The organism is Amycolatopsis samaneae, assembly GCF_039541975.1.
Classification (GTDB): domain Bacteria; phylum Actinomycetota; class Actinomycetes; order Mycobacteriales; family Pseudonocardiaceae; genus Amycolatopsis; species Amycolatopsis samaneae.
The window spans coordinates 362,050-376,196 of sequence record NZ_BAABHG010000003.1 but is presented as its reverse complement, the minus strand read 5'-3'; the positions used below and the strand labels follow the sequence as shown (position 1 = coordinate 376,196).

The following is a 14,147-nucleotide window of genomic DNA, read 5'->3' as shown; positions in this document are numbered from 1 at the left end:
ATGAGATGAAGAAGACCGTTTTCGTGGTGGCGCTGTCGATCGCCGGGTTCATCGCGGTCTGGCGGTTCGAGCCCGCACCCGTGACCACGACCACCGCGGCCGCACCGTCCACTTCGGCCGCGCCGAACGGCTCGGCCTCCGCCGACGCGGCCACCGTCCAGGGTTCCGCGGAGGACAGCGAGTTCGGCACCGTGCAGGTGCGGGTCTCCTTCTCCGGCAAGCGGATCACCGACGTCCAGCTCGCGCAGGCACCGGATAGTGGACGCGGGCGGCGGGCGATCCCGCTGCTGCGCGAGGAGGCCTTGCAGGCGCAGAGCGCGCACATCGACACGGTGTCCGGGGCGACCATGACCAGCGAGTCCTACATCAGGTCGCTGCAGGCGGCACTGGACGCGAAGGGGTAGCGATGACCGTCCACGTCGAACAGGTGATGGGTCTGCCGGTCTCGCTCGACCTGCGGGACGCCGGTGACCATTCCGCCGCGGTCGGGCGGGCGTTCGCCTGGCTGCACGAGGCCGACGCCCGGTTCAGCCCGTTCGAACCCGGCAGTGAGGTCTGCCGCTACGACCGGGGCGAACTGTCCACACCGGACCTGAGCGACGAGTTGCGCGAGGTGCTGGAACTGTGTGTCCACTACGAGGGACTCTCCGGCGGCGCGTTCTCCGCGTGGCTGCCGGGACGTCCGTTCGACCCGTGCGCGGTGGTGAAGGGCCTGGCGGTGCAGCGCGCGGCGGACGGACTGCGTTCGGCCGGGGTGAAGACGTTCTGTCTCAACGCGGGCGGCGACGTGGTCACCTCCGGCGAACCCGAGCCGGGCCGCCCGTGGCGCGTCGGCGTCCGGCATCCCGACCTCCCCGGCGCCGTGTGCGCGGTCGTCGCCTCCCGCGACGGCGCGGTCGCGACCTCCGCCGCCTACGAACGGGGACAGCACATCCTCGACGGCCGCACCGGCCGCCCCGCGACCGGACTGCTCAGCGTCACCGTGGTGGCCGCGGACCTGGTGACCGCGGACGCGTTCGCGACGGCGGCGTTCGCGCTGGGCACCGACGGCATCGCCTGGGCCGCCGGGCAACCGGGCTGCCAGGTGCTGATCGTGGACGGGGACCGGCGGGTGCACCGCTCGCCAGGGCTCGTCCCGGCCTGAGCGGGAAAACCGATCGCGCGGGCGGGACGAATCGGGCACACTCGCGGCGTCCGTCCGTTGCCCGGCCCGGGGAGTTCCATGACGTCCTTCGTGCAGAACGTGACCTTCGACTGCGCCGACGCCTACACGCTCGCCCGGTTCTGGAGCGAGGTCACCGGGCAGCCGGTGTCCGAGGAGGACCAGCCGGGCGATCCCGAAGCGCTGGTCTCGCTGCCCTCCGGCGTCGATCTGGTGTTCTGCCAGGTACCCGAGGGGAAGACCGTCAAGAACCGCGTGCACGTCTGCCTGCGGCCGGACGAGGGACCGCGGGACGCCGAGGTCGAACGGCTGCTCGGTATCGGGGCGAGCTTGGTGGCGGACAAGCGGAATCCCGACGGCACCGGCTGGGCGGTGCTCGCCGACCCCGAGGGCAACGAGTTCTGCGTGCTGCGTGGCCGGGCCGAGGTCGAGGCGGGGCCCGCGCACTGATGACGGACTACCTGGCGATCAACCGGGCGAACTGGGACGAACGCGCGCCGATGCACGCGGCGTCGGCGGACTACGGCGTCGAAAGCTTCCTCGCGGATCCCGCCCACCTGAGTGACGTCGTGCGCTTCGACCGAGCGCGGCTCGGCGACCTCACCGGTGTCCGGGGCGTCCATCTGCAATGCCACATCGGCACCGACACGCTTTCGCTGTCCAGGCTCGGCGCGTGGATGAGCGGGCTCGACCTCTCCCCCGCGTCACTGGCCGAGGCACGCGGGCTCGCGGAACGCACCGGCACCACGATCGACTACCACGAAGCGCCCGTCTACGACGCGGTCGACGTGTTCGGCGCCGGGACGTTCGATCTCGTCTACACCGGTGTCGGCGCACTGTGCTGGCTGCCGGACATCGCGCGCTGGGGCCGGACCGTGGCCGGCCTGCTGCGGCCCGGCGGGCGCGTGTTCCTCCGCGAAGCGCATCCGATGCTGATGACGTTGGACGAAACGGCCGATCCCGCCTGGCCGCGGTACCCGTACTTCGAGCACGCCGAGCCGCTGGTGTTCGACGAACCGGAAACCTATGTGGAGACCGACGCGCGGCTGTCCAACGGCGTCACGCACACCTGGAACCACGGGCTCGCCGAAACGATCACCGCGTTGCTGGACAACGGGCTCACGCTCACCGCGTTCACCGAACACGACAGCGCGCCGTGGTGTGCGCTGCCCGGGCAGATGGTGCGGGTGGCCGACAGCGAATGGCGGATGCGGGACGAACCGCGGCGCCTCGCCGCGAGTTTCACGCTGGAAGCCGTGAAGCACTCCTAAGGCTCCTTTCGCGACCCGGCCGTTGTTTCCTAAGGTGCTCGGCATGCCGGACACCGATCGCCCCGTCGTCGCCGTCGCCGCTCTCGGCGGCACCATTTCCATGGCGCGAGCCACCGGGAACGACGGCGTCGTTCCCCGGTTGAGTGCCACCGACCTGCTCGGCGAACTCGGCGCCGGCCTGCCCATGGACGTCCGCGCGGAAACCCTCGCCGGGCTGTCGAGCGCGTCGATGGATTTCGCGACGCTGCAACGGACGCGGGCGTGGGGTGCCCGGGAAGTCGAAAACGGGGCGGCCGGTCTGGTCGTCGTCCAGGGCACCGACACGTTGGAGGAGACGGCGTACTTCTTCGAGGTGACCTGGCCGTACGCGGCCCCGGTGGTGATCACCGGCGCGATGCGCAACCCGGGCCTGCCCAGCCCGGACGGCCCGGCGAACCTCCTGGCCGCGCTGACCGTCGCGGCCGATCCGCGCGGCCGGGACCGTGGCGCGCTGGTGGCGTTCAACGACGACGTCCACCAGGCACGCTGGGTGCGGAAGACGCATTCGAGCAAGGTGGAAGCGTTTTCCTCGGCTCCCGCCGGCCCGCTCGCGCTGGTGGCCGAGGGGGCGGTGCACTACTTCCACCCGTCCGCCCCGCGCGTGCCCGCCCTCGCGGTGGACGACGTCTCCTACGCGGGGCTCGTCCCCGTGCTGGAGGCCGGGCTCGCCGACACCGGCGAACTGCTCGCCACCGTGGCCGGGGCGGGCGCGAAGGGCGTCGTGATCGCGGCCGGCGGGGTCGGGCACGTGTCGACCGGGCTCGCCGACGTCATCGAGCGGGTGCTGCCGGAGCTGCCCGTGGTGATCGCGTCCCGCACCGGCGCTGGCACGACTTTCCGTGCCACGTATGGGTTCCGTGGTTCGGAGTCGAGCCTGCTCGCGATGGGCGCCACGATGGCGGGCTGGCTGTGCCCGCGCAAGGCACGGGTGCTACTGCACACCCTGCTGGCGACCGGCGCCGACCGCGCGGAGATCGACCGCCAGTTCCGGCTGCGCGGCGATCTCTAGCGTTCTTCGGCGCGGACCGGTCCGGTGAGCAGATCCTGGTGGTACGGGCGCATCTCACGGCCGCCGTCGCGGTAGACGTGGATGCTGATCGCCGGGTCCGCGCCCTCGTTGCGCACCTGGTGCACGTAGCCGGGGCCGAACACACGGGACTGCCCCGCGGTCAGCGCGTGCAGCTCGGTGACCGCGCGCCCGCCGGGGGCACGCCGGGCGACGGTCTCCTGGAGCCGGCCGCTGACCACGGTGAACGCGCCGGTCGAGAACGCGTGGTCGTGCAGATCGGTCCGCTGGCCGGGCAGCCAGCTCATCAGCCAGATCTCCTGCCGCTCGTCGCGGTCGACGAGGGCGGAAAACCGCTGGTCGGGGTCGTAGCGCAGCAGATGACCCCAGCGGTCACGGTCGACCGCGACCTCGAGCGCGACGCGCACCGGGTGGCGCAGGGCGGGGTTTTCGGGACGCAGCAGCGTGTTGTCCGGAACGGCGAACATGAAAGTCCTTATAAGAAGGGAAGGGGTGTACGGGCCGGGGCTGGGTTCACCGACAACACGGACACGGCATGTTCGCGGCAGGCAGCATGGGGCGCGAGGTCAGCGGACCCCGCGACTCGGCCATACGACGCGCGAACATGGCCTGTATCTCAGCAGCGCCGGGCGGCCCGGTCAAGCCGTCCCAGGTTCTGGACACGTTCGGGTCACGGATTCGCGTGCGGTGCTGAAGGACGCCTTCAGTGCACTCGCCGCAGTGAAGGACGCCTTCAGTGCATCGAACGCACCGAAGGCGTCCTTCGTCACATCGCCCGACACCGAGCATGCCCCGCGGGCCATGTCCCGAACGCGCCGTAGGGGACGTTGAGCGTCCCGGACGGAGCGTTCGCGACGTGCCCGGCCGCCGCGCCCCGGCTCACCGCCACCACCAGCACCACAGGTCACATTCGCCCCACGGTCCACATTTTCGCGCCCTCCGGATGCTGTGAAGGCCCCCTTCCCGGCGCTCAACGCCGTGAAGGGGGCCTTCACAGCATCCGAGTCCACAAAGGACAGACTGGGCGGGGCGTTCCGAGCGGGACATTCGAGACGTTCTGCCTTCCCCGGAGAGTCACGGCGCCCGAAATCCGCTAACCGAGCCTCACTGTCGCACCGGCCACGACACCGAGGTCCCGAACGCGTCGTTCGGGGCACCCCAGTCTGGCTCACGCCCCGAACGCGCCGTACGAGACGATCACCGTCCCGAACGGCCCGTTCGAGACACCACCCTCGCCCCGGAAACCCACGCCGACCAGCGCCTTTCCCGTTGTCCACAGGCAGCACCCCTTGTGGACAACTCCCCGCGCCACCCCGGTCCCGTCGGCCCCCGGCGGTAGGATTGCTGCGGGGACGCCCCCCAAGGGTGGGTGGGGGGTGCCTGGAGGTGCGGGACCCGAAAAGGCGGTCAGTACCACTCGTGTTTTTGGGAGCGGCCCAGGAGTTCGGTGCCGGCCTGGCGGGGGTCGACGCCCTCGTGGCAGACGCGGTGCATGGCGTCGGTGAGGGGCATGTCGACGCCGAGGCTTTGCGCCAGCGCGCGGATCGACGAGCAGGACATGACACCTTCGGCGACCTGGCCGCCCGCGGCGGCCTGCGCCTGTTCCAGGGTTTCGCCACGGCCGAGACGTTCGCCGAAGGTGCGGTTGCGGGAAAGCGGCGACGAGCAGGTCGCCACCAGGTCACCGACACCGGCGAGCCCGGCGAAGGTCAGCGGGTCGGCGCCCAGTTTCGCGCCGAGGCGGGCCATTTCGGCCAGGCCACGGGTGATCAGCGTCGCCATCGTGTTCGTGCCGAGGCCGAGTCCCGCGGCCATGCCGCAGCTCAGCGCGATGACGTTCTTGCAGGCACCGCCCAGCTCACAGCCGACGACGTCGGTGTTCGTGTAGGGCCGGAAATACCCGTTGGAGCAGGCCCGCTGGATCGCGACGGCCCGCTCGTGGTCGGGGCAGGCCACCACGGCCGCCGAGGGCTGCGCGGCGGCGATCTCCCTGGCCAGGTTCGGGCCCGACACCACCACGACCTCACCGACGTCGACGCGGGCGATCTCGGCGACGACCTCGCTCATCCGCTTGAGCGTGCCCAGTTCGACACCCTTGGCCAGGCTCACCAGGATCGCGTCGGCGGGCAGCAGCTCCCGCCACACCGACAGGTTCGCGCGCAGGCTCTGGCTCGGCACGGCCAGCACGACGGCCTGCGCACCGGCCAGCGCCGCCGCGGCGTCCGAGGTCGCGGTGACCCGCTCGGGCAACCGCACGTCCGGCAGGTACGAACCGTTGGTGTGCCGGTCCCGGATCTCCGCGGCGACCTCCTCGCGGCGCGCCCACATCGTCACGTCGCGGCCGGCGTCGCCGAGGACCTTGGCGAACGCCGTCCCCCACGACCCCGCCCCGAGCACGGTGACCCGCTGGACGTCGGTGGCGAACCCCGGCATCAGTTCTTGCCCCCGCGCTCGGTGTTCTTCCTGGCGGGCGGCTCCTCCTGGCGGATCTCGCCCAGCAGCCGGGTGACCTCGTCCATCATCACCGCGGTCACCTCCTTGAGCAGCGACGCGCTGCGCGGGTTCCCGCCCCGGTAGGGCGAGAGGTCCAGCGGGTCCCCGACCCGGTGCGTGACCGTCTTGCGCGGGAACGGCGTGAACTTCTTCGTGTAGCCGTTGAAGATCTGCTGCGTGCCCCACCGGGCGATCGGGATCACCGGGACGTCGTTCTGCAGCGCGAGCCGCGCGGCCCCGGTGAAGGACTCCTTCGGCCAGCCCGCCGGGTCCTTGGTGATGGTGCCCTCCGGGTAGATGACGACGATCTTGCCCTCGGCCAGTGCCTGGTGCGCGGCCTTGAGGCTGTCGCCCGCCGCCACCGACCCGCGCGCGACCGGGATCTGCCCGGACCCGACGAAGATCTTCCCGAAGATCGGCGCCCTGGTCAGGCTCTCCTTGCCCAGGAAACGGGGCACCCGCTTCTGCCGGTGCACGAACACCGCGTCCACCACCGGGTCCAGGTGGGAGACGTGGTTGAGCACCAGGAGCGCGGGCCCGTTCCTCGGCACCTTCTCCGCGCCGACGTAGACCCGGCGGCCGATGGCGACCAGCGGATAGAACACGATGGCGGCCAGCGCCACCCAGATGCCGCCTTTTTCTCGTACGGCCCAGTCTCGCCCGGCCACTTCTCCTCCTCGCGACGTGCGTCTCCTGGCTGGAGAAGATCCTCCCCCGCTCCGGTTCACGCAGTCCAGGGAGGGTGCACTGGCACCCGCCGCGGCCGGTTTCGGGTAAAGATGAGGGGGTGGACGTCGACCTGATCGTGCCGATGAAACGGCCCCGCCTCGGCAAGTCGCGGCTGCGTGGCGCGCTGGCCGCCGAACGGCACGCCGACCTGGTGCTCGCGCTCGCCGCCGACACCCTGGCCGCGGTGACCTCGGCCGCGCGCGTGCGCCGGGTGCTGCTGGTCGCCGCCGAACCCGCGACGGTGGCCGCGCTCGCCGAGCTGGGCGTGGAGATCGTCGCCGAGCCGGGCGACGGCGGGCTGAACGCCGCCCTGCGCCACGGCGAAAGCGTGCTGCGTGCCGACGATCCCGCCGCGGTGATCGGCGCGATGCAGGCCGACCTGCCCGCGCTGCGTGCCGAGGATCTCACCGCCGCGCTCACCGAGGCCGCCGGTCGCCGCGCGTTCGTCGCAGACCGCCAGGGCACCGGCACCACCCTCCTGCTCTCCGCTCCCGGGGGCGCGCTCGGCCCCCGGTTCGGCACCGGATCCGCGCGGGCACACGAGCGCAGCGGCGCGATCCCGCTCACCACGCCGGCGCCGTCCCTGCGCAGTGACGTCGACACGCCCGGCGATCTCGACCACGCGTGCGCGCTGGGTGTCGGGAAACACACGGCCGCTTTGCTCGGCGAGCCATGTGTTTCGCTTGGGTAATGATGTTCACCGGACCTTCATCGCTGCCTGCGCATTCCGGCTGTTCGTAGTGAACAATGGGGTTGTGAGCACAGACGGCACCCCTCCCGCCACGCCCCGGCGCGGGACTTCCCCGGCGAAGGCACCGGCCGCCGGGAGCGAGACCCGCACGAGCGGACCGGCGAAACGCACGAGCGCGGCGAAACCCGCGGCGAAACCGGCGACCGGCAGGACCGCCGCCGCGAAACCCGCGGCCGCGAAGAACACCAAGACCACCGCGGCGAAGAACACCGCCGCGGCGAAACACAAGGCCGTGACGCCGAAGCCGAGCGCGCGCACCAGCGCCGCCCGCGCGGCCGCGACCAAGTCGGGCACGGCCAAGGCGAAGACGACCACCACCGCGCGCAGCTCGGCCACCCCCGCCGGGCCGTCGGCGGCGACCCGGCGCGCCGAGGAGTTCCGCGCGATCCCGTCCGCGCCGCCCGCCGCCACCGCGCCGACCGCCGTCGAGACGCTTCCCGACGACCGGTACTTCAACCGCGAGCTCTCCTGGCAGGACTTCAACGCGCGGGTGCTCGCGCTGGCCGAGGACGAATCGCAGCCGTTGCTGGAGCGGGCGAAGTTCCTGGCGATCTTCGCGTCCAATCTGGACGAGTTCTACATGGTGCGAGTCGCCGGGCTGAAGCGCCGCGACGAGACCGGGCTGCCGGTGCGCAGCGCGGACGGGCTCACCCCGCGCGAGCAGCTGGCCTACATCGCCAAGCGCAACCAGGACCTGGTCGAGCGGCACACCGGCGCGTTCGAGCTGCACCTGCGCCCGCAGCTGGCCGCCGAGGACATCCATTTCGTCGGCTGGGCGGACCTCGACGGCGCGGACCAGCTCCGGCTGTCCAACTACTTCAGTGAGCAGATCTTCCCGGTGCTCACCCCGCTCGCGGTCGACCCGGCGCACCCGTTCCCCTACATCTCCGGGCTGTCGCTGAACCTCGCGGTGACCGTGCGCGACCCGGAGGGCGGCACGGAACGCTTCGCCAGGGTCAAGGTGCCGAGCAACGTGCCGCGGCTGATCCGCGTCGAGACCCGGCGTGAGGCCCGCACCGCGACGTTCCTGCCGCTGGAGGAGCTCATCGCGGCGCACCTCGGCGAGCTGTTCACCGGGATGGAGGTCACCGAGCACCACGTCTTCCGCGTCACCCGCAACGCCGACTTCGAGGTCGAGGAGGACCGGGACGAGGACCTCCTGCAGGCGCTCGAACGCGAGCTGGCGCAGCGGCGGTTCGGTCCGCCGGTGCGGCTCGAGGTCGCGCAGGACATGAGCGAGCACATGCTCGAACTCCTGCTGCGCGAGCTGGAGGTCGACCCGGACGACGTCGTCGAGGTGCCGGGGCTGCTGGACCTGACCTGCCTGCACCAGCTGTCCGGTGTGGACCGCAAGGAACTCAAGGACCGCCCGTTCGTGCCCGCGACGCACCCGGCCTTCGGCGAACGCGAGACGCCCAAGAGCGTGTTCGCGACGCTGCGCGAGGGCGACGTGCTGGTGCATCACCCGTACGACTCCTTCTCCACCAGCGTGCAGCGGTTCATCGAGCAGGCCGCCGCGGACTCGAAGGTGCTCGCGATCAAGCAGACGCTGTACCGCACCTCCGGTGACTCCCCGATCGTCGACGCGCTGATCGACGCCGCCGAAGCGGGCAAGCAGGTCGTCGCGCTGGTCGAGATCAAGGCGCGGTTCGACGAGCAGGCCAACATCACCTGGGCCCGCACGCTGGAACGCGCCGGCGTGCACGTGGTGTACGGGCTCGTCGGGCTCAAGACGCACTGCAAGGTGTCGATGGTCGTGCGCCAGGAGGGCTCCACCATCCGCCGCTACTGCCACATCGGCACCGGGAACTACAACCCGAAGACCGCGCGGCTGTACGAGGACCTCGGCCTGCTGACCGCCGACCCGAGCATCGGCGCGGACATCACCGACCTGTTCAACGTGCTCACCGGCTACTCGCGCCAGGACACCTACCGCACGATTCTCACGTCGCCGCACGGTATCCGCCGCGGCATCGTGCGCGCCATCGGCGAGGAGATCGAGCTCGCCCGCGCGGGGCAGCAGGCCGGGATCCGGATCAAGTGCAACTCGCTGGTCGACGAGCAGGTCATCGACGCGCTCTACCACGCGTCGCAGGCCGGGGTGCCGGTCGACGTCGTGGTGCGCGGGATCTGCGCGCTCAAGCCCGGCGTCGAAGGACTGTCGGAGAACATCCACGTGCGCTCGATCCTCGGCCGCTTCCTGGAGCACTCGCGGATCTTCCACTTCCGGGCGGGCGGGACGCACTGGATCGGCAGCGCGGACATGATGCACCGCAACCTCGACCGCCGTATCGAGGCGCTCGTGCGCGTCAAGGACCCGAAGCTGACCCGGCAGCTGGACGACATCTTCACCTCCGCGCTCGACCCGGAGACGCGCTGCTGGGTGCTCACCGCGACGGGTGAGTGGACACCGTTCCCGACCGACGGCACCCAGGTACGCGATCACCAGACGGAACTGGCGAAGCGGCACGGAGCGGCTGGATGACCACGGAAGTACGTGCCTCGGGCGCGGTGCTGTGGCGCCGCACCGGGGACGGGATCGAGGTCGCGCTCGTACATCGGCCGCGCTACGACGACTGGTCGCTGCCCAAGGGAAAACTCGACCGTGGCGAGACCCTCGCGGCCGCGGCGGTGCGGGAGATCCACGAGGAGACCGGGTTCCGCGCGGTCCTCGGCCGGTATCTGACCAGGGTCGGCTACGCGGTGCCGCTGCGGAACGGGACCGGCACCGCCGACAAGACCGTCGACTACTTCAGCGCGGAAGCGGTTTCCGGCGGCTTCGCGCCGAACGAAGAGGTCGACGAGCTGCGCTGGCTCGGCTACGAGGCGGCGGAGAAGCTGCTCACGCGTGACACCGATGTCCGGGTGCTACGGGACTTCTGCGCACTGCCCCCGGAGCTGACGACGGTGCTCCTGGCGCGGCACGCCAAGGCGGGCAAGCGGGAGGACTGGAACGGCGACGACGATCTGCGCCCGCTCTCGGATGCCGGGCACCGGCAGGCACAGGCACTGCGAGAACTGCTCACGTTCTACCGCCCGGACCGGGTGCTTTCCGCGCCACGGCTGCGGTGTGTCCAGACGGTGCGCGGGATCGCGGAGGACCTCGGCACGGAGGTCCGGCACGAACCACTGCTGTCGGAGCAGGACTACTGGGCGGATCCGGTACTCGGCCTCGCGCGGCTGCTGGCGATCGCCGGGGACGGCGGGACGCCGCTGATCTGCAGCCAGGGCGGGGTGATCCCGGACGTGGTGAACGCGCTCGCCGAGCGCGACGGCGTCGACCTGCCGACGTCGCGGGGCGGGGTGGTGCCCAGCAAGAAGGGCTCGTTCTGGGTGCTGTCCTTCCTGCCGCCGTCCGGGGACAACGGCCCGAAGCTCGTCGCGGCCGACTACTTCTCCGGCGCACTGCCCGTCCCCGCGCCCACCGCACGCTGACCCCGCTGCTCCCGCCGCTCCCCGCGGTCCCGAAGCGCCCCCGTAGAGCGCCCCAATGTGGCATTGGGTGCGTTGGACGCACCCAATGTGGCGTTCGGTGCGTTGGACGCACCGAACGCCACATTGGGGCGCATGACGCCGGGAAACGGAACCGTGGTGTGCGATTCGGCGACTGGGGAACTCAGGCGCGCGAGTGGGGAACTCGGGCGCGTGAGTGGGGAACTCGCGCGCGACAGCGCTTTGACAGCGGCGGGTGCTGTACTGAATCGGGCACGCCTGTGTGCTGCGCCGGGCTAGGGGTACGGCGCATCACGGGGGTGTCGGCCGTTCGCCTGCTGGCAACGTCGCCAACAGTGCCTCGATGTCCCCGGCGCGGGGATCGCCGAGGCGTTGGCAGACAGCCAACGCCTCGGCCCAGTGGCGTCCGGCTTCGGCGCCGCGGCCGGTGCTGTGCCGGATCCTGCCGAGCGTGATCAGGACGTCGATGGTGCCGTAGTCGGCGTTGAGCTCTCTCAGTTCGGCGAGCGCTCTCAGGCCGTGCACCTCGGCTTCGACGTACCGGCCCGCGCCTTCCAGTGCCTCGGCGGCGTTCCCGAGGGACAACGCGGCGTGGTAGCGATCGCTCAGCTCGGTGAAGGCGTCGAACGCCGCCATCGCCGCTTCGGCCGCGTGGTCGAAGTCGCGCAGCCCGATCCGGGCCGCGCTGACGTTGAGCAGCGCGTGCGAGACGAAGGTGCGCTGGCCGCGTTCACGGGCGAGCCGGACCGCTTCCAGCGCGTACTGCTCGGCGTCGGTGTACTCCGCACGGACGAAGTAGGCGCCGGAAAGGTTGGACAGGATCGCCACGGTCAGCGCGCTCCCGCCCGTCTCCTCCGACGCCTTCTTGCCCTCCTCAAGCGCTTCCAGCGCCTTGTCGGCCTGCAGCGCGCGCAGATAGGCCGACCCGAGGTTGTTGGCCGCGTACTGCAGCCCCAGCCGGTCCTTCGCGGCACGCGCGGCCTCGACCGCCGTCTGCCCGGTGGCGATCCACTCCTCGCGGTCGTGCCGTTCGGCGAAGAACCCCCGCAGCAGCCAGGCGAGTTTCCAGGCACGGGCGGGCCAGCCGTGCCGGGCGGCGATCTCGACCAGTGCGACGAGCGCCTGCCGTTCCGCGGTGTACCAGGCGATCGTGTCCTCGTGGTCGACGAAGCCGACCCCCTCGCCGCCGACGGGTTCCAGCTCGATGTCCTCGGTGAGCAGATCGGGCCGGACGAGTTCGTTCGCCTCGGCGACCGTCGCGAGGTACCGGTCGAGCAGCCGCCGCAGCGCGGAGGTCCGTTCCTCCTCCGGGGTTTCGGCCTCGACGAGCTCGGCCGCGTACACCCGGAGCAGATCGTGGAACTGGTACCGGTCGGCCCTCGGCTGGTTGAGCAGGTGCGCCGCGGCGAGCTGGTCGACCAGATCGCGGGCCTCGCGCAGCCCGGTCCCGGCGAGCGCGGCCGCCGAGTGCAGGCTGACGGTGAGCCCCGGATGCAGGCCCAGCAGCCGGAACAGCCGGGCGGCCGCCGGGCGCAACGCCTTGTACGACCAGGAGAACGCGGCACGCAGATCGGTCCCGGCGTCCTGCGGGTCGCGCAGCGCGTCCAGCCGCAGCCGCTGATCACGCAGCTCGTCGACGATTCCCGCCAGTGACATCCCGGAGAACCGGGAGGCGCGTTCGCCCGCCAGCGCCAGCGCGAGCGGGAGCCCGCCGCACAGTTCGGCGAGTTCGGCCACGGCGAGGGGTTCGGCGTCCAGCCGCGCCCGGCCGACGCTCCCGGCGAGCAGCGCCACGGTGTCCCGGTGGCCGAACGAGCCCAGCGCGATGCGCCGGGCGCCCGCGCGGGCGACCAGCCCCCGCAACTGGTTCCTGCTGGTCACCACGACCAGGTTGCCCGGCCCCGGCAGCAACGGCCGGACCTGCTCGGCGTCCCGCGCGTTGTCGAGCAGCAGCAGGGTGCGGCTCCCGGCGAGCCTGCTGCGCAGCAGGGCCGATCGTTCCTCCACTGTGGAGGGTAGGGACTCCGGTGAGACCCCGACCGCGCGGAGGAACCCGGCGAGTGCCGCCTGGAGCGTGACCGGCGTCTCGGCGGAATGTCCGCGCAGGTCAAGGAACAGCTGACCACCGGGGAACCGGTCGGCGACCCGGTGCGACCAGTGCACCGCGAGCGAGGTCTTGCCGACGCCGGCGGTGCCCTCGATGACCACGATGCCGCCGTCCTCCCGCCCCGCGCCGAGGAAGCCGTCCAGCGCGGCGAGTTCGGCGTCCCGGCCGGCGAAGCTGGCGACGTCGAACGGGAGCTGCCGGGGCACGGCCCCGTGGCGGGGCCGGTCGGCGCCGGCGGATTCGTTACCCGGCAACGAGCCCTCACCCGCCGCGAGCAGCTCGGCGTGCAGCCGCCGCAGCTCCTCCCCCGGCTCGACGCCGAGCTCGTCGGCGAGCAGCTCCCGCAGCCGGGCGTAGCCGGCGAGTGCCTCGGCCCGCCGCCCCGACCGCGCGAGTATCCGGACCAGCCGTGCCCACAACGATTCCCGAAGCGGATGCTGGGTCACCAGTTCGGTCAGTTCGGCGACGAGCCGCGCGTCGGGAACGAGGCGTGAGTCGAGATCGATGCGCTGTTCCGCGGCGAACAAATAGCGTTCGGTCAGCAACGGCACCCATTCGGCCGCCAATGCCGGGGAACCGGCGCCTTCCAGTGGTGCGCCACGCCACAATGCGAGCGCGGAGCCGAGGATGGCGCGACGGCGATCCGGTTCGGCGGTTTCCATCGCGGTGTCGACCAGACCGAGAAATCGCAGCGCGTCGACGTCGGCGGGCTCGGCCACCAGGCGATAACCGTCCGGTTCGGTGGCCACGGTTTCCTCACCGTAGAGCCGCCGCAGCCGCATGACATACGTTTGGAGGCTGCCGCGGATCCGTTCGGGTGGCGCCTCCCCCCACACGCCGCGGGCGAGTGTCTCGATGGACACGAGCCGTCCCGCGCTCAGCGCGAGGGTGGCCAGCAACGCGCGCTGCCGGGAACTGGTGACGACGACCGGCGAACCGTTCACCAGCGTCTGAAACGGACCGAGGAGCCGGATATCGATGGTGGACGCCCCTTACGCCACGGCACCGCGACCGCCGCGTCTGCCTGGATCGCAGCGTGGCATCACTCGGTCGGGTGCTCAAGCACATTCCCGGAATCACCGGGGACACCGGGGGTGAACGTGCGGCAGGGCCCC

General features: G+C 71.5%; 12 protein-coding genes. 8 read left to right on the top strand and 4 right to left on the bottom strand.

What is annotated here, in order from left to right; translation table 11 throughout:
- Positions 1–5: 5 nt before the first annotated feature.
- From ABD987_RS08860 to ABD987_RS08840, 5 genes are all read left to right on the top strand, one after another.
- Complete coding sequence (locus tag ABD987_RS08860; RefSeq protein ID WP_345389013.1) at positions 6–404, top strand: FMN-binding protein; 399 nt, start codon at positions 6–8, stop codon at positions 402–404.
- Positions 405–406: 2 nt separating this feature from the next.
- Positions 407–1,144, top strand: a complete 738-nt coding sequence (locus ABD987_RS08855) for an FAD:protein FMN transferase (RefSeq protein ID WP_345389011.1) — start codon at positions 407–409, stop codon at positions 1,142–1,144.
- Positions 1,145–1,222: 78 nt separating this feature from the next.
- Entirely contained in the window at positions 1,223–1,612 is a 390-nt protein-coding gene (locus tag ABD987_RS08850) for a VOC family protein (RefSeq protein WP_345389009.1), read from the top strand.
- Positions 1,612–2,433 (top strand): class I SAM-dependent methyltransferase, encoded by an 822-nt coding sequence (locus ABD987_RS08845; protein ID WP_345389007.1) that lies wholly within the window; start codon positions 1,612–1,614, stop codon positions 2,431–2,433. Before ABD987_RS08850 ends, ABD987_RS08845 begins: the two co-directional genes overlap by 1 nt.
- A 43-nt stretch (positions 2,434–2,476) precedes the next feature.
- Positions 2,477–3,481, top strand: coding sequence for an asparaginase (locus ABD987_RS08840; RefSeq protein ID WP_345389005.1), 1,005 nt, complete (start codon positions 2,477–2,479; stop codon positions 3,479–3,481).
- Here ABD987_RS08840 and ABD987_RS08835 read toward each other — a convergent pair.
- The 3 genes from ABD987_RS08835 to ABD987_RS08825 form a co-directional block, all read right to left on the bottom strand.
- The gene (locus ABD987_RS08835; RefSeq protein WP_345389003.1) at positions 3,478–3,966 is read right to left on the bottom strand and encodes a cysteine dioxygenase; all 489 of its coding nucleotides are present in this window, start codon (positions 3,964–3,966) and stop codon (positions 3,478–3,480) included. The two genes, ABD987_RS08840 and ABD987_RS08835, sit on opposite strands and share 4 nt — an antisense overlap.
- Before the next feature lie 940 nt (positions 3,967–4,906).
- The gene (locus ABD987_RS08830) at positions 4,907–5,932 is read right to left on the bottom strand and encodes an NAD(P)H-dependent glycerol-3-phosphate dehydrogenase (RefSeq protein ID WP_345389001.1); all 1,026 of its coding nucleotides are present in this window, start codon (positions 5,930–5,932) and stop codon (positions 4,907–4,909) included.
- Positions 5,932–6,660 carry a lysophospholipid acyltransferase family protein gene (locus ABD987_RS08825; protein ID WP_345388999.1) on the bottom strand — a complete coding sequence of 243 codons (729 nt, stop codon included), beginning with the start codon at positions 6,658–6,660 and terminating at the stop codon, positions 5,932–5,934. Before ABD987_RS08825 ends, ABD987_RS08830 begins: the two co-directional genes overlap by 1 nt.
- A 119-nt stretch (positions 6,661–6,779) precedes the next feature.
- On the opposite strand from ABD987_RS08825, the gene cofC reads away from it, so the two are divergent.
- The 3 genes from cofC to ABD987_RS08810 all read left to right on the top strand — a co-directional run bounded on the left by cofC (position 6,780) and on the right by ABD987_RS08810 (position 10,907).
- Positions 6,780–7,412 carry a 2-phospho-L-lactate guanylyltransferase gene (gene cofC / locus ABD987_RS08820; RefSeq protein WP_345388997.1) on the top strand — a complete coding sequence of 211 codons (633 nt, stop codon included), beginning with the start codon at positions 6,780–6,782 and terminating at the stop codon, positions 7,410–7,412.
- Between the two features lie 64 nt (positions 7,413–7,476).
- On the top strand, positions 7,477–9,957 hold the full coding sequence (locus ABD987_RS08815) for an RNA degradosome polyphosphate kinase (protein ID WP_345388995.1): 2,481 nt from the start codon (positions 7,477–7,479) through the stop codon (positions 9,955–9,957).
- Positions 9,954–10,907 (top strand): NUDIX hydrolase, encoded by a 954-nt coding sequence (locus tag ABD987_RS08810; protein WP_345388993.1) that lies wholly within the window; start codon positions 9,954–9,956, stop codon positions 10,905–10,907. Before ABD987_RS08815 ends, ABD987_RS08810 begins: the two co-directional genes overlap by 4 nt.
- Positions 10,908–11,216: 309 nt before the next feature.
- Here ABD987_RS08810 and ABD987_RS08805 read toward each other — a convergent pair whose 3' ends face one another.
- Positions 11,217–13,976, bottom strand: coding sequence for an AfsR/SARP family transcriptional regulator (locus ABD987_RS08805; RefSeq protein WP_345388991.1), 2,760 nt, complete (start codon positions 13,974–13,976; stop codon positions 11,217–11,219).
- Between the last annotated feature and the right edge of the window lie 171 nt (positions 13,977–14,147).

Coding starts and splice junctions, on each gene's coding strand:
- ABD987_RS08830 (WP_345389001.1), bottom strand. CDS start 5,932: ATGCCGGGGTTCGCCACCGACGTCCAGCGGGTCACCGTGCTCGGGGCG.
- ABD987_RS08855 (WP_345389011.1), top strand. CDS start 407: ATGACCGTCCACGTCGAACAGGTGATGGGTCTGCCGGTCTCGCTCGAC.
- ABD987_RS08850 (WP_345389009.1), top strand. CDS start 1,223: ATGACGTCCTTCGTGCAGAACGTGACCTTCGACTGCGCCGACGCCTAC.
- ABD987_RS08840 (WP_345389005.1), top strand. CDS start 2,477: ATGCCGGACACCGATCGCCCCGTCGTCGCCGTCGCCGCTCTCGGCGGC.
- ABD987_RS08835 (WP_345389003.1), bottom strand. CDS start 3,966: ATGTTCGCCGTTCCGGACAACACGCTGCTGCGTCCCGAAAACCCCGCC.
- ABD987_RS08860 (WP_345389013.1), top strand. CDS start 6: ATGAAGAAGACCGTTTTCGTGGTGGCGCTGTCGATCGCCGGGTTCATC.
- ABD987_RS08845 (WP_345389007.1), top strand. CDS start 1,612: ATGACGGACTACCTGGCGATCAACCGGGCGAACTGGGACGAACGCGCG.
- ABD987_RS08810 (WP_345388993.1), top strand. CDS start 9,954: ATGACCACGGAAGTACGTGCCTCGGGCGCGGTGCTGTGGCGCCGCACC.